Genomic DNA, 19,401 nt, shown 5'->3' on the forward strand with positions numbered 1-19,401 from the left:
TCTCAGCTCAGGCGATGGTTGGCAGAACAATCTGATCACTGCGCGTGACTCCGGCAGTCAGGGCACGGCACAGCTCGATAAATTCACGCATGGCGGCGGTTTGGTACTTCTGTTTGTGCCAGATAAAGTAGAACTGCCGGCGCAGGTCCAGCTCAGGTGTTTCCACCGCCACCAGGCTGCCGCGGCGAAACGCATCACGCAGCGCCAGGCGGGAAATACAGCCAATCCCCAAGCCCGATTCCACCGCCCGTTTGATCGCTTCAGTGTGCTCCAGCTCCAGGCGGATATTCAGGCCGCTGCGGTGATGACGCATGGCCTGGTCAAAGGTCAGGCGGGTGCCAGAGCCCTGCTCACGCAGTATCCATGCCTCGTGGGTCAGCTCTTCCAAACTCGCCTCGCGGCGTTGTGCCAGCGCATGCTGCGGCGCACAGAACACCACCAGCTCGTCTTCAACCCAAGGCTGCACCTCAATGTCCGGGTGCTGGCAATCCCCTTCGATCATGCCCATGTCCAGCTCGTAGTGGGCAATCTGCTGCACCACATAAGCCGTATTGTGCACCTGCAGCGTGACCCGGCACTCGGGGTGGCGTTGCATGAAGTTACCGATCAGCAGCGTGGCTAGATAGTTACCGACGGTCAGGGTGGCGCCGACATTTAGCGAGCCAAAGCCGCTCTTGCCGCCCAGCAGGCGTTCGATCTCCTTGGCCTGGTCGAGCAGGGCGACGGCCTGGGGCAGTAACTGCAGACCAAGGGCATTAAGGCGCAAACGTTTGCCAGCGCGGTCGAACAGTTGGCAGTCGGATTGACGCTCCAGTTCACTCAGTGAGGTGCTGGTCGCCGATTGCGACAGGGCCAATGAATCCGCCGCTCGCGAGACGCTTTCCTGTTGGGCTACGGCGACGAAAATTTGCAGTTGCCTGATCGTAAATCGCATATCTATATAACCGATAACCTATATCTTGATAATCAAGTTAACAGATATTGAGTCGCTCATTACAATGCCCCGCAATTGCGCCAAAGCGCGCTGGCTACATTACCTTCTGCGGAGCCCCGAGCATGAGCAACCTTAACGCTGAGCGTATTCTGAGTGTTCATCACTGGAACGATACGTTGTTCAGCTTCAAGTGCACCCGCGATCCGGGTCTGCGTTTCGAGAATGGTCAGTTTGTGATGATTGGCTTGCAGCAGGATAATGGTCGCCCGCTAATGCGCGCTTACTCGATTGCCAGCCCGAATTGGGAAGAGCATCTGGAGTTTTTCAGCATCAAGGTGCCGGACGGTCCGCTGACCTCGCAGCTGCAGCATCTGAAGGAAGGCGACGAGATCGTCATCAGCAAGAAACCCACCGGCACCCTGGTGCTGGATGACCTCAAGCCGGGTAAGCACCTGTATCTGCTCAGCACCGGCACGGGTCTGGCGCCTTTTATGAGCGTGATTCAGGACCCGGAAACCTACGAGCGCTTCGAAAAGGTCATCCTGGTTCACGGCGTACGCTATGTGAATGAAGTGGCCTACCGTGAGTTCATCACCGAGCACTTGCCGCAAAACGAGTTCTTTGGTGAGGCGCTGAAAGATAAATTGATTTACTACCCAACGGTGACCCGCGAGCCGTTCGAGAATCAGGGCCGTCTGACTGACCTGATGCGCAGCGGTAAGCTGTTTCAGGACATCGGCCTGCCACCGATCAACCCGCAGGATGACCGCGCGATGATCTGCGGCAGCCCGAGCATGCTCGACGAAACCAGCGAGGTGCTGAACGAGTTCGGCTTGCAGGTTTCTGCGCGCATGCGCGAGCCCGGCGACTATTTGATTGAGCGGGCGTTCGTCGAAAAGTAAGCGCTTAACCACACTAAAAAGCCCGCTAATCAGCGGGCTTTTTAGTGTGTGTTCCACTCATCTGCTGGGCGCTCTGAGAGCGGTTGCCGCCGTTCTGCTTGGCCATATACATGGCGTTGTCGGCATGCTGCAGCAATTGCTGCTCATCCAACGCGTGCTGCGGGTACAGGGCAATGCCGATGCTCGGCAGGATGGTCATGCTTTGCTCATGCAGCGTGAAGGGTTGGTTGAGGCTCTGGCGAATTTTCTCGGCCACCGCATTGGCATGCTCGGCTGAAGAAAAGTCCTCAAGCAATATGACAAATTCATCGCCGGCAAAACGCGCCACGGTATCGACCTCACGCAGGCATTGCTGGATGCGCTGCGCCACGCCTTGCAGCAAGAGGTCACCGGCAGCATGACCGAGGGTGTCGTTGACCTGCTTGAACTTGTCCAGATCAAGAAACAACACCGCCACCTGCGACTGCTCGCGGCGCGCACGCGCCAGGGCGATCTGTAAACGGTCGCGCAGCAGTTCGCGATTAGGCAACTGAGTCAGCGCGTCGTACTGCGCCATAAACTGCAAGCGGTTAAGCATTTGCTGGCGCTCTATGGCCGTTGCAACCTGAGTCGAGACGAACTGCAGGAGTTCTTGCTCGTCGTCGTTTTGAGCAGTATTGCGCACGATTAACGCGCCGATCACGCCTTTATGCGATTGCAGCGGCACGCCTAGCCAGTATTGCCTCGCTGAGTCGCTTGCAGGCGCTTCGCTGGCTGATGTGTGCAACAGGGTTTTACCTGCCTGAATGACGTCAGCACTCAGCGTGGCGATATGCACGTGAGCGGCGTCGTGGTGCTGTTCAGGGGAGAGGGCGGGGTAGGGAAAGGTTAGAGCGTCGTGCTGTTTATCGTAGAGTGCAACTGAGAAGTTAATGGCAGGCAGTAGCTCGTCGATGATTAAGTGCACCTGCTGAAACAGTGCAAGTAAGTCTTTTGCCGAGTGCGCGACCTCCGCGATGCCATACAGCGCCGCCTGAATCGCTTCGCTGCGCTTTCGGGCCGTGATGTCATGGGCGACTGCAACGCGCACCTGATCATCTTCCGACCAGCGTGCTGACCAGAGAATGTGTACCGTTTGCCCATCCTTGCGCAGGTAGCGATTCTCGAAATGCGGTTTGTGTACCCCCTGCATAATTTCCGCGGCGGCTTGCAACGTTTTTACCCGATCATCAGGGTGCACCATGTCGATCATGGGCTTGCCGATCATTTCGTCTGCGTGGTAGCCAAAAATACGCTGACAGGCCGCGCTGACGAAAACAAAGCGCCCGCTTTTGTCCACGACGCAGATGGCATCGAGGAGCAGGTCTATAAGGTTTTCGGTGGGGGCGTAGCGGCTGAGTGGCATACGTTCACAATAAGTCGGTGCGTGGTATAGGCGGGGTAAGTCGACTAGTGGCCTTTTGGCAGTATAGCCGGCATGTCCAACTGCATAACAGGAAACGCTTTTTTATCCGGGAGTGCAATGTCGCTACACATTGGCCCGTCTGCCCTTAGCTGAGCATCAACTCAACTAAGGGCGCATCGTTCAAGCAACCGACTACGGCGTTAATGCGCGTTGCTGAAACGCTGCCCGGAGATGGCTGGATGGTAGATCGGCTGTACCTTATTGCCGGCAGGATCGAGCAGGTGGAAGCTGTGCGCGCCATCACCGTGGGCGAATGGCCGGTCGAGCAAGGTCACGCCCTGTTCGTTGAAGTAGTGGTACCAGGCATGGAGCTCCTCGATGCTGTCGACGATAAAACCGTAATGATCGACAGCTTGTTCGCCATTGCTGGGAACAAAGGCGCGGCCAAGGGAGAGGTTGTCATTGCCGCAGGTCAGGTAAACCAAGTCCGGATTGGCGCGATGCAGCACCTGCATGCCGAGGATGTCCACGTAAAAGCGTTCGCAGGCTTCCAGGTTGGGTACGAGCAGGGCGATATGGCGTAAGCCGTTGAGGCGACCGGGACGTTCGAGCATCTGGGAATCCTTTTTTTGTATACATTTAGCTTTAAAATATAAGACAAAATAAGCTTCTGCTGCGAGTCTTCCGCCTCCAGATGCAAAGAGGTGAGGCCTTCTCTGTCGCCGTCAGCCGGCCAACATCACATCCAGCACGCGGATGCAGCCAGGCTGCGGGTAATGCCAGTGCACGTCGACATCCCAGAAGCGCACGCCGTAACGGCGCTCGGGGGAAGGCTGCTGATAGGCCGGACGCGGGTCCTGGGCCAGGCATTGTTCGATCAGCTCGACCAGGGGCTCAGCCAGGCGTTGGGCGTGCGTGTGGGCCTGGGTGAGTGCACTGTCCTGCCAGCTGACGTCGATCAATGCTGGTGCGCTGTCGGCAATGCGGTTGTAGGCGCCAGCGACGCTATCGGCATAGGGCACGTAGGGTTTGATATCCAATACCGGGGTGCCGTCGAGCAAATCAATACCGGAGAGCCAGAGCTTGCCCGGTTCGACCTTGTCCAGCTTGACCACGGACTGGCCAATGCCGTTAGGGCGATGGGTGGCGCGGGTGCTGAATACCCCGACCGATTGGTTACCGCCCAGTCGTGGCGGGCGCACCTTGAGCCGTGGTTTATCTTCCAGGGCTTGGTGAAACAGGAACAGCAGCCAGACATGGCTGACTTGTTCCAGGCCTTGTACTGCATCGCCATTATCGAAAGGTGCACACAGTTCCAGCACGCCGCGGGCGGCGGGGGCGAGCTGAGGCTGACGCGGGATGGCGAACTTCTCCTTGAAGCAGGAGCGGACAAAACCGATGGGTGAAACAGAATAAGACATGGCGGCGTGATCGAGTGAAAACGCCGCCATAGTACCCGACTAGAGGCTAAAACCACCGTCGATGGGGATGATTGCGCCAGTCATATAGGCGCCAGCGGTACTGGCCAGGCTGATCGCCAGGGCGGCCATTTCTTCTTCACGGCCCCAGCGCTGCATTGGAATTAATGCCGTGTCTTCAGCCATGGCCGCCTCATCGCCAGCAATGTGTTGGGTCATCTTGCTGGGGAAGCGTCCCGGCGCGATGACGTTCACGTTGATGTGATCGCTCACCAGTTCGCGTGCCAGCATCCGTGACAACTGGTGGAGTGCGGCTTTGCTCGGGCCGTAGGCGTAAGCGTTTTCGCCGTGCGAGGTGATACCGGCGACCGAACCGATGTTAATCACCCGCGCCGGATTAGCCGCGCTACCGGCCTTGCGCAGCAGGGGCAGTAATTGCTGTATGCAGCTGAACACCGACGTGACGTTGAGTTGCATGACCTTTTCCCAGCCCTTGGCTGGGTAGCTCTCCAGTGGCGCGCCCCAGGTGGTGCCAGCGTTGTTGACCAGAATATCCAGGCTGGCGATCTTCTCTGCCAGTTGCTCGGCCAAGACCTGCACGCCTATTTCGCTGGCCAGGTTGGCGGCGATGCCATGGCAGGTGCCAAAGGCTGACAACTCGGTGGCGGTTTGTGCGCAGGCTTCGCCGTCACGGGCGCACACGTAAACGGTTGCGCCCGCTTCAACAAAGGCTTTGGCGATCATCTTGCCGATGCCGCGGGTGCCGCCAGTAACCAGGGCGGTGCGACCTTGCAGATCGAAATAGGGGTGCATGGCAATTCCTCAGGGGGATGAATGCCACCAGCCTAATCGTGCGCCTGCCGTGCGGCAGGCACTATTGCTCTTGGAAATACTCGGCCATGCAGGGCGCATGGCACAAGACTGAGTTATTCGCCGCGTACGCGCAGGGTAAGGCCCTTGAGGAAGTTACGCAGGAATTGATCACCGCAGGCGCGGTAGTTGCTATGGCCGACTTTGCGGAACAGTGCGCTCATTTCCGGCTTGGAAACCGGGCAGTCGACGCTGTTCATGACCGCATGCATGTCGTCTTCTTTCAACTCGAACGCCACGCGCAATTTTTTCAGCACGATGTTGTTGGTGATTGGCAGCTCGAAAGGTTGGCCCGGACGGCTGTCATCTTTGCCACGTTTGAAGTACACCAGGCCATCGAGAAAGTGCGCCATCAACTCATCGTCGCAAACGGTAAAACCCTCTTCATCATCCTTTTTCAGCAGCGGGCTGAGCTCGGCTACGCTGATTTTTTTGCCGCTCAGCTGGAAGATTTCGGCCATCTGCGCATCGCTGATGTTGAGGGTGTAGCGCAGGCTGCGCAGTATGTCGTTATTAAGCATGGGGTGATCCTGAAAAGGGCTGATGCACAAGACGCATCAGCTAAAAAATTAGAAACGTTCTTTGCCGGCCAGGTAGCGCCACTGCCCAGGCGGCACCTTGCCCATCGACACGCCGCCGATGCGGATGCGCTTCATGCTCAGTACCTTGAGGTCGACACTGTTGCACATAAAGACAAGCTGGCCGGGCAGTGGATTCTTCAAGGCGAAGCGTAGGCGCGTTTCGTTCTGCCAGCTGACTTTGCACGGCGGCAAGGCCACGCCGTTAAAAATCAGGCCCTGAGCCAGGCGCTTGAGTTGGCTGGCGCTCAAGGTGCCGATGACCTCGACCACATATTCCTGCTCAAGCTTGTTCAGGTCTTCTTTGAGCTTGCGCTCGATGCGCCAGTCCTGAGTCAGCACGTGCAGGCCATCAGCACCGGCTTGCAGCGGCGCGCAGCTATTCAGGCGGGCGAAATGACTTTTCAGTGGGCGGATGCCGCTGGCGTCGTCTGCCCAATGGTTAGCTGCGCCGATGCTCTCGATGGCGCGATCGGGGTAGTGCCCGGCAGGTACGTTGAGCAGCAGGGTAACCGGCTCGCTGGGGGTGAGCACGGCATCGGCGAGTAACTCGACGCGTTGCTCGCTGACTTTGAATTGCGGCTCTTCGACGACCACGCCGTCCACCGTGACCCAGCCGCCCTCGATATACAGCTCGGCCTCGCGGCGCGAACAGCCGATCACTTCAATCAGGCGTTTGGACAGGCGAACAGGCTCGGTCATAAAAAGCAGTCATCAAAAAACAAAGGGTCGCTATTGTAACTGTCCGTAGCGGCTATGCACGGAAGATCAGGCGGATGGCGACGATAAATCTGCTGCCTAGTGGAAATGCTCCGGGTCTGACTTTTTACGCGGCAATAAAAAACCGCCCGAGGGGGCGGTTTTTTATTGCGCGGGTGGTTAGCCGCCTAGGTACGCATCGCGTACTTTAGGGTTGGTTAGCAATTCTTCACCGCTGCCCTGCATAACGATTCGGCCGTTTTCCAGCACGTAGCCACGGTCCGCGAGCTTGAGCGCCTGGTTGGCGTTTTGCTCGACCAGGAACACCGTCACGCCATCTTTGCGCAGCTGTTCGATGATGTCGAAAATCTGCTGGATGATGATCGGTGCCAAGCCCAGCGACGGCTCATCGAGCAGCAGCAGGGTTGGCTTGCTCATCAGCGCACGGCCGATGGCGAGCATTTGCTGTTCACCACCGGACATGGTGCCAGCGCGCTGGGCAAAGCGTTCCTTCAGGCGCGGGAAGAGCAGCAAGACCTTGTCCATCTGCTCCTGGTTATCGGCTTTGCTGCCGAAGAACCCGCCCATTTCCAGGTTTTCCTCCACGGTCAGGCGGGCGAACACGCGGCGACCTTCTGGGACCACGGCAATGCTCTTGCGCATGATCTCGGGGGTGTCCATGCCGATCAGTTCTTCGCCTTGGTAGCGAATACTGCCGCTGCTGGCCTGTGGGTTGCCGCACAGGGTCATCAGCAGGGTCGACTTGCCCGCCCCGTTGGCGCCGATCAGGGTGACGATCTCACCTTGACGGACTTCAACGTTGACGTCGTGCAGTGCCTGGATCTTGCCGTAGAAGGTGGAAACGTTCTCGAAATACAGCATCACGCTTCCCCCAGGTAGGCTTTGATCACGTCCGGGTTCTCGCGGATTTGCTCCGGCGTACCGTCCGCCAGGGGCGTGCCCTGGTTGATCACATAGATGTGGTCGGAAATGCTCATGACCAGTTTCATGTCGTGCTCAATCAGCAGCACGGTCACGTTGTGCTTATCGCGCAGCATGCCAATCAGCGCTTTGAGGTCGTCGGTTTCGCGCGGGTTGAGGCCTGCAGCGGGTTCGTCGAGCATCAGGATGCGCGGGCGGGTCATCATGCAGCGGGCGATTTCCAGGCGGCGTTGCTGACCGTAGGCCAGGGTGCCTGCCGGGCGGTTGGCGAACTCGGTCAGGTTGACCTGATCCAGCCAATGCGCGGCGTAATCCATAGCCTCGCGCTCGCTTTTGCGAAACGCCGGGGTCTTGAACAGTCCGGAGAGGAAGTTGGTGTTGAGGTGGCGATGTTGCGCCACCAGCAGGTTTTCCACTGCGGTCATGTCTTTGAACAGGCGCACGTTTTGGAAGGTGCGGACTACACCTTTGCGGGCGATCTTGTGGCCCGGTAGGCCCTCGATGCGCTCGCCATCCAGGCTGATGCTGCCCGCGGTGGGCTGGTAGAAGCCGGTCAGGCAGTTGAACACGGTGGTCTTGCCGGCACCATTGGGGCCGATCATCGACACCACTTGCTTCTCTTTCACGGACAAACCGACGCCGTTGACGGCCAGCAGGCCGCCGAAGCGCATGGACAGGCCGCTTACTTCTAGAATCGGGCGGCTCATCGTTTCAGCTCCAGGTGTGGACGTTGCATGGGCAGCAAGCCCTGCGGACGCCAGATCATCATGAATACCATCAGCGCACCGAACATCAGCATGCGGTACTCGCTGAACTCACGCATCAGTTCGGGCAGCAGAATCATCACCACGGCAGCGAGGATGATGCCGAGTTGCGATCCCATGCCGCCCAGCACGACGATGGCCAGAATGATCGCCGACTCGATAAAGGTGAACGATTCCGGAGTCACCAGCCCTTGGCGCGCGGCGAAGAAACTGCCGGCGAAACCAGCGAAGGTCGCGCCCAGGGTGAACGCCGAGAGCTTGATGATGGTCGGGTTCATGCCCAGCGCGCGGCAGGCGATTTCGTCCTCACGCAGGGCTTCCCAGGCCCGGCCAATCGGCATACGCAGCAGGCGATTGATCACGAACAGGGTCAGCAACACCAGCAGCAGAGCGATCAGGTAGAGGAAGATCACCTTGTTGATCGAGTTGTAGGCGACGCCGAAATACTCGTGGAAGGTTTGCATCCCTTCGGCCGCGCGGCGCTCGAACGACAGGCCGAACAGCGTCGGTTTGTCGATGTTGCTGATGCCGTTGGGGCCGCCGGTCAGCTCGGTCATGTTACGCAGCAGGATGCGGATGATCTCGCCGAAACCGAGGGTGACGATGGCCAAATAGTCACCGCGCAGACGCAGCACCGGGAAGCCGAGGATAAAGCCGAAGAATGCCGCCATCAGGCCGGCAATCGGCAGGCACACCCAGAAGCCCAAGCCGTAGTAGTGCGACAGCAGTGCATAGCTGTAGGCACCGACCGCGTAGAACCCGACGTAACCCAGGTCGAGCAAGCCGGCCAAACCCACCACGATGTTCAAGCCGAGGCCGAGCATTACGTAGATCAGGATCAGGGTGGCGATATCCACCGCGCCGCGCGAACCAAAGAACGGCCAGGCCAGGGCGACCATGATCAGGCCAAGGATGATCCAGCGCTGGGTCGAGGGCAGGGTGAGGAAGTTGCTCGCCTTGCTCGGCACGCTCGGCAGGCTCGGTACCTGGTTCCAGGCCGCACTCAGTTGGCTACGGAACAATTGCCAAAAGAACATGGCGATGGCGCAGCCGGCGATGGTCCAGATAATCGCCGGGCTGGCGCCTTGCACTTCGAGCTTGATGCCGACAGTCGTCAGCTTCAGGCCGAGTACCGGATAGGCCACGGCCAGCACCAGCAGGGCGCTGAAAATCGCGGTCTTGAGGTTTTTGGTGATGGCAGTACTCATACTTTTTCAACCTCCGGACGACCGAGGATGCCCGTAGGACGGAACAGCAACACCAGCACCAATAGGCTGAAGGCCACCACATCCTTGTATTGGTCGCCGAAAATGTCGGCACCAAACGCCTCGGCCAGACCGAGTAACAGGCCGCCGAGAACCGCGCCCGGAATGCTGCCGATGCCGCCCAGTACCGCGGCGGTGAAGGCCTTGATCCCGGCGAGGAAGCCCAAGTGGGGGTTGATCACGCCGTATTGCATGCCCAGCAGCACCGCGGCGACACCGGCCAGGGCTGCGCCGATGACGAAGGTCAGGGCAATGATGTTGTTGGTGTTGATGCCCAGCAGGTTGGCCATCTTCAGGTCTTCTGCACAGGCGCGGCAGGCGCGGCCCAGGCGGGAGCGTGAGATGAACAGGGTCAGGCCGAGCATCACGAAGAAGGTGACGACGAAAACCAGCACCTGCATGTAGGAAATCACCACGCCATTCATCGCGCTTTCACCAAACACGAAGTTGCCGGGCAGCAGGTTAGGGATGGCTTTGTCTTTTGAATCCTGGGCCAGCAGCACTTCGTTTTGCAGGAAAATCGACATGCCGATGGCGGAAATCAGCGGGATGAGACGGTTACCGCCGCGCAGTGGCCGGTAGGCGACCCGTTCGATGCTATAGCCGTAAGCACTGGCAATAATAATGCTGCCGGCAAAGGCGGCGATCATCAGCAGTGGCAGGCTGTCGAGCCCCAGCATGGTCAGGCCGGCAATCGCGATAAACGCGACATACGAGCCAATCATGTACACCTCGCCGTGGGCGAAGTTGATCATGCCGATGATGCCGTAAACCATGGTGTAGCCGATGGCTATCAGGGCGTAGGTGCTGCCAACGGTCAGGCCGTTAACCAGCTGTTGCAGGTAGTGATACAGATCAGGCATTGCCTAACTCCTGGGTGGCACGCAAGGCAGCGCTTAAGGCGCAGCATGCAACCGGAATTCTTCTAATAAGCAAAGCCCACGGCATGTGCAGTGGGCTTTGGGTTCAGGCGGGGAGGCTTACTTGGCTTCGGACTTGGTGCCGTCCTGGTGCCACTCGTACACCACGAAGCTGAAGTCCTTCAGGTCACCCTTCTCATCGAAGCTCAGGCTGCCAGTCGGGGTATCAAAGCTGTTGGCGCGCAGGGCTGCGGCCACTTTCGCGGTGTCGGTACCACCTGCTTTAGTGATGCCTTCAGCGATTACCTGAACAGCGGCATAGGCAGGGAATACGAACGGGCCGCTTGGGTCTTCGTTCTTGGCTTTGAACGCATCAACCAGCGCCTGGTTGCGTGGGTCCTGGTCGAACGACTTCGGCAGGGTGACTAGCATGCCTTCGGAAGCCGGGCCTGCGATGGCCGAGATTTCCTTGTTGCCCACGCCTTCAGGACCCATGAACTTGACGCTCAGGCCTTTCTCGGACGCTTGGCGCAGCAGCAGACCCAGCTCTGGGTGGTAGCCACCGTAGTAAACGAAGTCGACACCGGCTTGCTTAAGCTTGGAGATCATCGAGGAGAAGTCCTTGTCGCCGGCGTTGATGCCTTCGAACAGAACAACCTTGGTGCCTTTGCTTTCCAGTGTCTGCTTGACCGCGGTGGCAATGCCTTCGCCGTACTGCTGCTTGTCATGGATCACGGCAACAGCTTTGGGCTTAACGTGGTCAGCGATGAAGTTACCCGCGGTTGGGCCCTGCAGGCTGTCCAGGCCGATGGTGCGGAAAATCAGTTCATAACCGCGCGAGGTGATGTCCGGGCTGGTGGAGGCCGCGGTAATCATCAGGATGCCTTCGTCTTCGTAAATATCGGACGCGGGCTGAGTAGAGCTGGAGCACAGGTGGCCAACCACGAATTTAACTTCGTCGTTGACGATCTTGTTGGCCACGGCAACCGCTTGTTTCGGGTCGCAGGCGTCGTCATAAACCACGCCTTCGAGCATGGCACCGTTTACGCCGCCGGCTTTGTTGATCTGCTCGATGGCCATTTTGGCACCGATGAACTGCATCTCACCGTATTGCGCGACGGCGCCGGTGACGGGGCCTGCCAGGCCAATTTTGATGGTGTCTGCTGCTACCGAGTAGCTGGCAACGCCAGCCATGGCCATGGCGGCAAACAGTTTGGAAATCTGCTTAGTAGCCTTGTTCATAGTGCTCCACTCTTATTGGTTTTGATTGTTGTAGTTCTGGCGGCCAAAGCTGCAGAACCGGGTTGTTTCCCCGGCCATCCCCCCGGCAACTGTACCGGTGCAGTGTAGAGCGCGGCTTCGCGGCTTGGAAAGCAGCTTGCTGGGGGCAAAACCTTGGGGTGTCGCTTTAACACAACAAATGTATAGAAAAACGGCGTGTCTTTCTCGTCGCTGGCGACGTCGCGAATTTGCCAGCAGGCGGGTCGACGCTATCATGGCGGCCGATTTCTAATACAGCCATCACTAACAGGGCACCCCATGTCTGAGCTACCCATGACAGAACAACCTAGCACCCTCTATGCCAAGCTGCTTGGCGAAACGGCGCCGATTACCTGGCAGGAGCTGCAACCGACCTTCGCCCGCGGTGCGTTGTTGCTGGTAGACGCTGCGCTGGACCTGATCGATGTCGCGCAGGCGGTGGCGCAGAACGACCAGGCCAAGGTTTCCGCCTGGCTGGCGGCAGGGCAGCTGAGCCGGGTTGATGACAGCCAGGCTGAAGACCTGCAAAAGCGCGATCCAGAGCTGTGGGCGGTGGTCGTCGCGCCCTGGGTGCTGGCGCAAGAACGACTCGCGCGCGCACCGCTGCACTGAGTTGGCGCGTACGCCATGCACAAGCTGAGCAACTATGCTGGCAGCACCACGGACTGATAAGGGGAACCATCAGCATGTTTGAACCCGGTCATTTGCATCGCGCCAACAGCATTGCTACGGCTGAAATGCCGCTCTTCAGCGTCGACCTCTATTACGAGGTGCGCCAGGACCCGAGTGAAGGTCCGATGCTACACATGCGTATGCAAGGGCAGGTGGACGGCAAGGCTTTTGAAGAAGTCTTCGAGTTGCACCGTGACACCGCCTACAACTTCGCCAGTGTGGCCAGCCGTCTGGCGCATAAACATGGTTTGCCCACCAACAGCAGCCTGATTATGCGTAGCCATAGCGAGTTCGATCAGATGTTCGAGGACATTCGTGCCAAGCTCGGCGCGCACAGTGGCGAGCCGGTTAATCTCGATCACCTGCAAAAGGACGGCTTGTAAGCCGCTCATGTCGGCCAGTGCAGCAGGTCTGTGCCAACCGGTTTTCAGTCAATTCTGTGTTGGCGTGCAAAACCGTACGCCATTATGCGGGCGTTGACGGAGCAAGGCGGATGCCGGTGCAACCTAGGCTAAGATAGCGGCCTTGATTGAATTGGAGTCTGCTTATGTCTACAGCCCTTCCTGCTTTGGCCTTTGCGGGTATTGGCCTGATGGGCCTGCCCATGACCCAGCGCCTGCTGGCCGCTGGTTTTGCGCTGACGGTCTGGAACCGTTCGAGTGAGAAGTGCGCCCCTCTGCAGGCGCTGGGCGCGCACGCGGTGGCGAGCCCGGCGCAGCTCTGCGCCCAAGCCGATATCGTGATGCTTTGCTTGGCCAACACTGAGGTGGTGCGCGAGGTGGTGTTCGGCCCGGGGGGCATTGTTGAAACGGCCAAACCAGGGCAGCTGCTGGTGGACTTTTCCAGCCTGGAGCCGGCAGCCACCCGTGCGATGGCTGCCGAGCTGCATGCTCGCTGTGGCATGCATTGGGTCGATGCGCCGGTGTCCGGCGGTACCCCAGGGGCGGCCAATGGCACCTTGGCGATCATGGCCGGTGGCCGGGTCGAGGATGTTGAGCGCGTGCGGCCGATTCTTGCGCATCTTGGGCAACGCCTGACGCGCATGGGCGATGTAGGCGCAGGCCAGGTCACCAAGGTGTGCAACCAGATGATTGTCGCCTGTAATGCGCTGGTGATCGCCGAAGTGGTGGCCCTGGCCGAGCAAGCAGGTGTCGATGCCAGCCTGATCGCCCCGGCGCTGGCCGGCGGTTTTGCCGACTCCAAACCGCTGCAGATTCTCGCGCCGCAAATGGCCGAGAGTCAGTTCGAGCCCGTCAAATGGCATGTGCGCACCCTGCTGAAGGACCTGGATACAGCGGTGAAGCTGTCGCAGCAAATCGGCTCGGCCACGCCGCTCAGTGGTTTAGCCGCGCAACTGATGCGTCAGCACGGCAGCCAGGGCAATCTGGAACGCGACCCCGCAACTCTGGTGCAGCTGTACCGGGCGCCAAAGCATCAAGAGTCTCAGTCATGAAAATCGCCGCTAACCTGTCGCTGCTGTTTACGGAATTACCGCTGATCGAGCGGGTAGTGGCTGCGGCGGCGGCCGGCTTTGATGGCGTGGAAATTCAGTTTCCTTACGAGCTGCCGGCCATTCTTTTGAAGGAGGCGCTGGAGGCCGCAGGTATGCCGTTGCGGCTGATCAACCTGCCGGTGGGTGATCTGATGAGCGGCGGTGCGGGCTTGGCGGCGGTGCCTGCACGTCAGGCCGAGTTTGAGGCGGCGTTGCAGGAGGCGCTGAGCTATGCCGCTATGGTCCGCCCGGCGCTGGTCAACGTGTTGCCCGGGCGCCTGGCCGCGGGGCTTGAGCCTGAGCAGGCGCTGGCCTGCCTGGTCAGCAACCTGCGCAAGACCGCCGAGGCCTTTCAGTTATTGGGCATTGCTGTGGTGGTCGAGGCAATCAACCCACTGGATATGCCAGGGTTTCTGATCAATACCCCGGAGCAGCTCGATGCGCTGCTCAAAGCCGTTGCGCACTCTAATCTGAGCGCGCAGTACGACCTTTATCACATGGCCCGTCAGGGCTTGGATATCGCCGCGGGGCTTGCTCTGCTGGCCGGGCGTATTGGCCATGTGCAGTTTGCCGATTATCCAGGGCGCGGCGCGCCGGGCACGGGTGAGCTGCAATTCGTGCCAGTGCTAGCAGCCTTGCGTGAGCAGGGGTATCGGGGTTGGCTAGCGGCTGAGTATCGGCCGGGTGAAGCGGGTACTGGTGCCGGCTTGGGCTGGCTTAGCGAGTGGCGCGAGCTGTTGCGTGATGAAAGGTTGTCGTAATTGCGCTCAATGGCTCTTCAGGTCGCCGTCGCGCTTCGCGTATCGGGCTAGCTGAAACATGCCATGCGTGAGCTGTTTGCCGGGGCGGTCATTACCCGGCATACACAGCGCAAATAGTCACAGACAGCCTAGGTGCAAGGCTCTAGATTGGCCTTGTAGGTGCTGGACACGGCAGCTGGCTAAACGCGGCTGACGTGCTTCGATAACAATAATTAGAGATGGATCCCATGCAGCAGCAGTCCCTTCAAGCGACGAATGCCTGGCGCATTTTGTGCCTGCTTTTTCTTGCCAACCTGTTCAACTTCTTCGACCGCACCATTCCGGCGATCATCATCGAGCCAATCCGCATGGAGTGGGACCTCAGCGACCTGCAGCTGGGGTTGATAGGCACTGCCTTTACCATCGTCTATGCGATTGCCGGTGTACCGCTGGGGCGCATGGCTGATACGGGTGCGCGGCGCAAGATCATGGGCTGGGGCTTAGCTGCCTGGAGTGGCCTGACCGCCCTCAATGGGCTGGCCTGGAATTTCTGGAGTTTTCTGCTGATCCGCATGGGGGTTGGGATTGGCGAGGCCAGCTATGCGCCGGCTGCGAACTCGCTGATCGGTGATTTGTTCCCGGCACACAAGCGCGCTCGCGCCATGGGCATCTTTATGCTCGGGTTGCCACTTGGTTTGCTGTTGGCGTTTTTCACCATCGGGGCGATGGTGGCGGCCTTCGACAGCTGGCGTGCGCCGTTCTTTATTGCGGCAGTACCGGGGCTGATCCTGGCGCTGTTTATGTTCTTCATTAAAGAGCCTACGCGCGGCGCGGCTGAACAGGTGAAGTCACTGACAACGCCGGTGGATAAGCCGGTACGCAAGGTGCTGGCGATTCGCACCTTCTGGTGGCTGGTGGTCGCCGGGCTGACGTTCAACTTCGCCACCTATGCGTGCAACTCATTTATGGTGCCGATGCTGCAGCGCTATTTCCTGCTGCCGTTGGAGCAAGCGGCGATGGCTACCGGCGTTATTGTCGGTTTGACGGGCTTGTTGGGGCTGACCTTGGGCGGCTGGCTAGCCGATAAGATTCACCAGCGCTGGCAAACCGGGCGTCTGCTGTTTGCTGCGCTGAGTATGTTGATTGCCGCTGTGGCGACGGGCTGCGCTCTGTTTGCTGGGCGGGTTGAGGTCGCCGTCTTTGTGGCGTTGTTCAGCATCGGCTGGTTGTTTTCCTACAATTTTTACACCTGTGTCTACACCGCGATTCAGGATGTGATCGAACCGCGCCTGCGTGCGACGGCCATGGCGCTGTTCTTTGCCGGCCTGTATCTGCTCGGCGGTGGCCTGGGGCCCGTGGCAGTTGGGGTGCTGTCGGATCATTATTCGCAAGCGGCGATGCTCGCAGCGGGGGCGAGTGAGATGAATGAGTCCTTTAAAGCTGTGGGTCTGCACAACGCTATGTTCCTGATTCCGGTGGCCTTGTTTATGACCATGCTGGCGCTGGTGCAGGCCTCGCGGTGCTTTGTCAGCGATGCTGCGCAGATGCAGCGAGGCATGGCTGAAGCTGTACCAGCCTGACGCTTGATCCAGGCAGCAAAAGGCCCGCAATTGCGGGCCTTTTGCTGCCTGGGGTAACCCTTGGGCTTATCCGGCGACCAACACGCGGATGGCTTCCAGGCGCAGGGCGGCTTTGTCGAGCATGGCCAGGCCTTGCTCACGCAGCTGGCGCAGGGCGTCGAGTTCACTGTCACGCACGCTGGGGTTGACCGCTTGCAGGGCGATCAGACGGGCCAGTTCCTCGTCAGTCTCGGCAGCCAGGCGCCGTTTGGCTTCTTCCACGCGTTCGTTATGGCGCGGCGCGACCTTGCTTTCGCCCGCATTAATCAGCGGGTTGAGGCTGTCGCGTTGGGCTTGGACGAACTTGTTGGCGCTGGCGCGCGGCACGCTTTCCAACTGATCGTTGAGGGTTTCAAAGGCCACCTTGTGCGCCAGGTCGTTGCCATTGGCATCGAGCAGGCAGCGCAGGGCAATTGGCGGCAGATAACGGCCCAGTTGCAGCGCGCGCGGCGCCACCACTTCACTGACGTAGAGCATTTCCAGCAGCACAGTGCCGGGTTTCAGCGCCTTGTTTTTGATCAGCGCAACGCCGGTGTTGCCCATCGAACCGGAGCGCACCAGGTCCATGCCGCCCTGGACCATGGGGTGCTCCCAGGTGAGGAACTGCATGTCTTCACGTACCAGTGCCATGTCGCGGTCGTAGGTGATTGTTACGCCTTCGTCATCGCCGAGCGGGAAGCTGGCGTCCAGCATTTTTTCGCTAGGGCGCAGGATCAGGGCGTTATCGGAATGGTCTTCGCTGTCGATGCCAAAGGCGTCGAACAGCTGCTCCATATAGATCGGCAGGGCGAATTGGTCGTCTTGCTCAAGAATCGCTTCGACCAGCGCCTCGCCCTCACCGGCACCGCCGGAATTGAGTTCCAACAGGCGGTCACGGCCGGCATGCAGTTCGTCTTCCAGGCGCAGGCGCTCGGCTGTGGCTTCATCAACCAGTGCTTGCCATTCGCCATCGTCGCCGCTTTCCAACATGGGCAGCAGGCGGCTACCAAACTGGTGCTGCAGAGCATTACCGGTCGGGCAGGTGGCGAGGAAGGCATTCAGTGCCTGGTGATACCACTGGAAAAGACGCTCTTGCGGGCTATTTTCCATGTACGGCAAGTGCAGCTGGATGCGGTGCTTCTGGCCGATCCGGTCGAGGCGGCCGATACGCTGTTCGAGCAGGTCTGGGTGTGCCGGCAGATCGAACAGTACCAGGTGATGAGCGAACTGGAAGTTGCGACCCTCGGAGCCGATTTCAGAGCAGATCAGCACCTGGGCGCCAAATTCTTCATCGGCGAAGTAGGCCGCGGCGCGGTCACGCTCAAGGATGCTCATGCCTTCGTGGAACACGGTGGCGGGAATGCCTTTGCGCACGCGCAGGGCGTCTTCCAGGTCCATGGCGGTTTCGGCGTGGGCGCAGATCACCAGGACTTTGAATTTTTTGAGCATCTTCAGCGTGTCGATCAACCATTCGACGCGCGGGTCAAACTTCCACCAGCGCTGGTCTTCATCGACATCGGTCTGCGCCTGGTAGCTGACTTCTGGATAGAGGTCCGCATGCTCGCCAATCGGCAGCTCCATGTACTCGTCAGGGCTGGCCAGCGGGTAGGGGTGCAGTTCGCGGTCCGGGAAGCCCTGCACGGCGGCGCGGGTGTTGCGGAACAGCAGGCGGCCGGTGCCGTGGCGATCGAGCAGCTCACGTACCAGGCGCGCCGACGCGTCGCTGTCGCCGGCATTCACCGCGTTGAGCAGTTCTTCACCGCTGTCACCGAGGAAGTCGTGGATGGTTTTGTGCGCGGCGTCGGACAAGTGCCCTTTATCCAGCAGCTCCTGTACGGCTTCGGCAATTGGCTTGTAATGCTCGCTCTCAGCGCGGAAGGCTTCGAGGTCATGGAAGCGATTCGGGTCGAGCAGGCGCAGGCGCGCGAAGTGGCTGTCCTGGCCCAGTTGCTCGGGGGTAGCGGTGAGCAGCAGCACGCCGGGGATTATCTCGGCGAGTTGTTCGACCAGCGCGTACTCGGCGCTGGCGTGCTCTGGGTGCCAGACCAGGTGGTGGGCTTCGTCGACCACCAGCAGGTCCCAGCCGGCAGCAAACAGCGCGTCCTGGGCCTTTTCGTCTTCACACAGCCATTCCAGTGCGACCAGCGCCAGTTGGCAGTCTTCGAACGGATTGCTGGCATCGCTCTCGATAAAGCGCTCTTCGTCGAACAGCGCGACATCCAGGTTGAAGCGCCGGCGCATTTCGACCAGCCACTGGTGCTGGAGGTTTTCCGGCACCAAGATCAGTACACGATTGGCGCGTCCGGAGAGCAGCTGGCGATGGATTACCAGGCCGGCTTCGATGGTTTTACCCAGGCCCACTTCGTCGGCCAGCAATACGCGCGGGGCGATACGGTCGGCGACTTCGCGGGCTATATGCAGCTGGTGCGCAATCGGTTGCGCACGCACGCCGCCCAGGCCCCAAAGGCTGGACTGCAACTGGCGGCTGGTGTAATCCAGGGTGTGATAGCGCAGGGCGAACCACGGCAGCGGGTCGATTTGCCCGGCAAACAGGCGGTCACTGGCCAGTCGGAACTGGATAAAGTTCGACAGCTGGGTTTCCGGCAGGGTGACGCTTTCGTGTTGCGCATTCAGGCCGTGATAGACCAGCAGGCCATCGATGTCGTCGACTTCCTGTACGGTCAGCTTCCAGCCTTCGAAGTGGGTGATTTCATCGCCCGGCGAGAAGCGTACGCGGGTCAACGGCGCACTGCGCATGGCGTACTGGCGGGTTTCGCCGGTGGCCGGGTAGAGCACGGTGAGCATGCGGCCGTCCTGCATCAGAACGGTTCCCAAACCCAGCTCCGCTTCGCTGTCACTAATCCAGCGTTGCCCCGGTTCATACTGCGCCATGCTTGTCTCCCGCGTAAAAAAGCCGACTATGTTAACGCAGCGTCGGGCCTGACCAAAGGCGCAATACTGCACGTCGGGCACTTTGTGTGGTTTGGTTGCTCAAAAGTGTAGCGAGGCCGCGCTCAAGTCGC

Annotated in this window: 19 protein-coding genes; 6 read left to right on the forward strand and 13 right to left on the reverse strand. The window is 59.6% G+C overall.

The features are described from left to right. Positions 1 to 7: 7 nt before the first annotated feature. Positions 8 to 934, reverse strand: coding sequence for a LysR family transcriptional regulator (locus SOP97_RS05600; protein ID WP_274086758.1), 927 nt, complete (start codon positions 932 to 934; stop codon positions 8 to 10). Positions 935 to 1,056: 122 nt separating this feature from the next. Between SOP97_RS05600 and fpr the strand changes: the two genes are divergently transcribed. Then, positions 1,057 to 1,836, forward strand: coding sequence for a ferredoxin-NADP reductase (gene fpr / locus SOP97_RS05605; RefSeq protein ID WP_322948529.1), 780 nt, complete (start codon positions 1,057 to 1,059; stop codon positions 1,834 to 1,836). Positions 1,837 to 1,861: 25 nt separating this feature from the next. Here the strand turns inward: fpr and SOP97_RS05610 are convergent, their stop codons facing one another. From SOP97_RS05610 to SOP97_RS05660, 11 genes are all read right to left on the reverse strand, one after another. Then, positions 1,862 to 3,220: a diguanylate cyclase domain-containing protein gene (locus SOP97_RS05610; RefSeq protein ID WP_322948530.1), complete on the reverse strand. Its 1,359-nt coding sequence runs from the start codon at positions 3,218 to 3,220 to the stop codon at positions 1,862 to 1,864. Positions 3,221 to 3,420: 200 nt separating this feature from the next. Next, the gene (locus SOP97_RS05615; protein WP_322948531.1) at positions 3,421 to 3,834 is read right to left on the reverse strand and encodes a VOC family protein; all 414 of its coding nucleotides are present in this window, start codon (positions 3,832 to 3,834) and stop codon (positions 3,421 to 3,423) included. Between the two features lie 111 nt (positions 3,835 to 3,945). Next, positions 3,946 to 4,641, reverse strand: a complete 696-nt coding sequence (tsaA, locus tag SOP97_RS05620; protein ID WP_322948532.1) for a tRNA (N6-threonylcarbamoyladenosine(37)-N6)-methyltransferase TrmO — start codon at positions 4,639 to 4,641, stop codon at positions 3,946 to 3,948. A gap of 39 nt (positions 4,642 to 4,680) precedes the next feature. Beyond that, positions 4,681 to 5,451, reverse strand: coding sequence for an SDR family oxidoreductase (locus SOP97_RS05625; RefSeq protein ID WP_322948533.1), 771 nt, complete (start codon positions 5,449 to 5,451; stop codon positions 4,681 to 4,683). A gap of 113 nt (positions 5,452 to 5,564) precedes the next feature. Continuing rightward, positions 5,565 to 6,029: a YehS family protein gene (locus SOP97_RS05630; protein WP_274086752.1), complete on the reverse strand. Its 465-nt coding sequence runs from the start codon at positions 6,027 to 6,029 to the stop codon at positions 5,565 to 5,567. Positions 6,030 to 6,077: 48 nt separating this feature from the next. Continuing rightward, positions 6,078 to 6,788 carry an rRNA pseudouridine synthase gene (locus SOP97_RS05635; RefSeq protein WP_322948534.1) on the reverse strand — a complete coding sequence of 237 codons (711 nt, stop codon included), beginning with the start codon at positions 6,786 to 6,788 and terminating at the stop codon, positions 6,078 to 6,080. Between the two features lie 177 nt (positions 6,789 to 6,965). Then, positions 6,966 to 7,667, reverse strand: coding sequence for an ABC transporter ATP-binding protein (locus SOP97_RS05640; RefSeq protein WP_274086750.1), 702 nt, complete (start codon positions 7,665 to 7,667; stop codon positions 6,966 to 6,968). Then, positions 7,667 to 8,434, reverse strand: a complete 768-nt coding sequence (gene livG, locus SOP97_RS05645; RefSeq protein ID WP_274086749.1) for a high-affinity branched-chain amino acid ABC transporter ATP-binding protein LivG — start codon at positions 8,432 to 8,434, stop codon at positions 7,667 to 7,669. The genes SOP97_RS05640 and livG overlap by 1 nt, the downstream gene beginning before the upstream one ends. Further along, positions 8,431 to 9,699 carry a high-affinity branched-chain amino acid ABC transporter permease LivM gene (locus tag SOP97_RS05650; protein ID WP_411912027.1) on the reverse strand — a complete coding sequence of 423 codons (1,269 nt, stop codon included), beginning with the start codon at positions 9,697 to 9,699 and terminating at the stop codon, positions 8,431 to 8,433. Before SOP97_RS05650 ends, livG begins: the two co-directional genes overlap by 4 nt. Further along, entirely contained in the window at positions 9,696 to 10,619 is a 924-nt protein-coding gene (gene livH, locus SOP97_RS05655; RefSeq protein ID WP_274086748.1) for a high-affinity branched-chain amino acid ABC transporter permease LivH, read from the reverse strand. Before livH ends, SOP97_RS05650 begins: the two co-directional genes overlap by 4 nt. A 117-nt stretch (positions 10,620 to 10,736) precedes the next feature. After that, positions 10,737 to 11,858 (reverse strand): branched-chain amino acid ABC transporter substrate-binding protein, encoded by a 1,122-nt coding sequence (locus SOP97_RS05660; protein WP_274086747.1) that lies wholly within the window; start codon positions 11,856 to 11,858, stop codon positions 10,737 to 10,739. A gap of 312 nt (positions 11,859 to 12,170) precedes the next feature. On the opposite strand from SOP97_RS05660, the gene SOP97_RS05665 reads away from it, so the two are divergent. The 5 genes from SOP97_RS05665 (at position 12,171) to SOP97_RS05685 (ending at position 16,360) form a co-directional block, all read left to right on the forward strand. Next, positions 12,171 to 12,488: a DUF2288 family protein gene (locus SOP97_RS05665; protein WP_274086746.1), complete on the forward strand. Its 318-nt coding sequence runs from the start codon at positions 12,171 to 12,173 to the stop codon at positions 12,486 to 12,488. Positions 12,489 to 12,562: 74 nt separating this feature from the next. After that, the gene (locus SOP97_RS05670) at positions 12,563 to 12,931 is read left to right on the forward strand and encodes a DUF5064 family protein (protein WP_322948535.1); all 369 of its coding nucleotides are present in this window, start codon (positions 12,563 to 12,565) and stop codon (positions 12,929 to 12,931) included. Between the two features lie 164 nt (positions 12,932 to 13,095). Next, positions 13,096 to 14,001, forward strand: coding sequence for an NAD(P)-dependent oxidoreductase (locus SOP97_RS05675; RefSeq protein ID WP_322948536.1), 906 nt, complete (start codon positions 13,096 to 13,098; stop codon positions 13,999 to 14,001). Then, the gene (locus tag SOP97_RS05680) at positions 13,998 to 14,801 is read left to right on the forward strand and encodes a hydroxypyruvate isomerase family protein (RefSeq protein WP_274086743.1); all 804 of its coding nucleotides are present in this window, start codon (positions 13,998 to 14,000) and stop codon (positions 14,799 to 14,801) included. Before SOP97_RS05675 ends, SOP97_RS05680 begins: the two co-directional genes overlap by 4 nt. Before the next feature lie 227 nt (positions 14,802 to 15,028). Further along, positions 15,029 to 16,360: a spinster family MFS transporter gene (locus SOP97_RS05685; RefSeq protein ID WP_322948537.1), complete on the forward strand. Its 1,332-nt coding sequence runs from the start codon at positions 15,029 to 15,031 to the stop codon at positions 16,358 to 16,360. 66 nt (positions 16,361 to 16,426) lie between these two features. On the opposite strand, the gene rapA is transcribed toward SOP97_RS05685, so the two are convergent. Next, the gene (gene rapA / locus SOP97_RS05690) at positions 16,427 to 19,270 is read right to left on the reverse strand and encodes an RNA polymerase-associated protein RapA (protein WP_322948538.1); all 2,844 of its coding nucleotides are present in this window, start codon (positions 19,268 to 19,270) and stop codon (positions 16,427 to 16,429) included. Between the last annotated feature and the right edge of the window lie 131 nt (positions 19,271 to 19,401).

This window comes from Pseudomonas spirodelae (assembly GCF_034653255.1).
Taxonomy (GTDB): domain Bacteria; phylum Pseudomonadota; class Gammaproteobacteria; order Pseudomonadales; family Pseudomonadaceae; genus Aquipseudomonas; species Aquipseudomonas spirodelae.

What these genes read in the sequence shown, in the direction of transcription:
- SOP97_RS05600 (WP_274086758.1), bottom strand. Translation starts at nt 934, where the DNA reads ATGCGATTTACGATCAGGCAACTGCAAATTTTCGTCGCCGTAGCCCAA.
- fpr (WP_322948529.1), top strand. Translation starts at nt 1,057, where the DNA reads ATGAGCAACCTTAACGCTGAGCGTATTCTGAGTGTTCATCACTGGAAC.
- SOP97_RS05610 (WP_322948530.1), bottom strand. Translation starts at nt 3,220, where the DNA reads ATGCCACTCAGCCGCTACGCCCCCACCGAAAACCTTATAGACCTGCTC.
- SOP97_RS05615 (WP_322948531.1), bottom strand. Translation starts at nt 3,834, where the DNA reads ATGCTCGAACGTCCCGGTCGCCTCAACGGCTTACGCCATATCGCCCTG.
- tsaA (WP_322948532.1), bottom strand. Translation starts at nt 4,641, where the DNA reads ATGTCTTATTCTGTTTCACCCATCGGTTTTGTCCGCTCCTGCTTCAAG.
- SOP97_RS05625 (WP_322948533.1), bottom strand. Translation starts at nt 5,451, where the DNA reads ATGCACCCCTATTTCGATCTGCAAGGTCGCACCGCCCTGGTTACTGGC.
- SOP97_RS05630 (WP_274086752.1), bottom strand. Translation starts at nt 6,029, where the DNA reads ATGCTTAATAACGACATACTGCGCAGCCTGCGCTACACCCTCAACATC.
- SOP97_RS05635 (WP_322948534.1), bottom strand. Translation starts at nt 6,788, where the DNA reads ATGACCGAGCCTGTTCGCCTGTCCAAACGCCTGATTGAAGTGATCGGC.
- SOP97_RS05640 (WP_274086750.1), bottom strand. Translation starts at nt 7,667, where the DNA reads ATGCTGTATTTCGAGAACGTTTCCACCTTCTACGGCAAGATCCAGGCA.
- livG (WP_274086749.1), bottom strand. Translation starts at nt 8,434, where the DNA reads ATGAGCCGCCCGATTCTAGAAGTAAGCGGCCTGTCCATGCGCTTCGGC.
- SOP97_RS05650 (WP_411912027.1), bottom strand. Translation starts at nt 9,699, where the DNA reads ATGAGTACTGCCATCACCAAAAACCTCAAGACCGCGATTTTCAGCGCC.
- livH (WP_274086748.1), bottom strand. Translation starts at nt 10,619, where the DNA reads ATGCCTGATCTGTATCACTACCTGCAACAGCTGGTTAACGGCCTGACC.
- SOP97_RS05660 (WP_274086747.1), bottom strand. Translation starts at nt 11,858, where the DNA reads ATGAACAAGGCTACTAAGCAGATTTCCAAACTGTTTGCCGCCATGGCC.
- SOP97_RS05665 (WP_274086746.1), top strand. Translation starts at nt 12,171, where the DNA reads ATGACAGAACAACCTAGCACCCTCTATGCCAAGCTGCTTGGCGAAACG.
- SOP97_RS05670 (WP_322948535.1), top strand. Translation starts at nt 12,563, where the DNA reads ATGTTTGAACCCGGTCATTTGCATCGCGCCAACAGCATTGCTACGGCT.
- SOP97_RS05675 (WP_322948536.1), top strand. Translation starts at nt 13,096, where the DNA reads ATGTCTACAGCCCTTCCTGCTTTGGCCTTTGCGGGTATTGGCCTGATG.
- SOP97_RS05680 (WP_274086743.1), top strand. Translation starts at nt 13,998, where the DNA reads ATGAAAATCGCCGCTAACCTGTCGCTGCTGTTTACGGAATTACCGCTG.
- SOP97_RS05685 (WP_322948537.1), top strand. Translation starts at nt 15,029, where the DNA reads ATGCAGCAGCAGTCCCTTCAAGCGACGAATGCCTGGCGCATTTTGTGC.
- rapA (WP_322948538.1), bottom strand. Translation starts at nt 19,270, where the DNA reads ATGGCGCAGTATGAACCGGGGCAACGCTGGATTAGTGACAGCGAAGCG.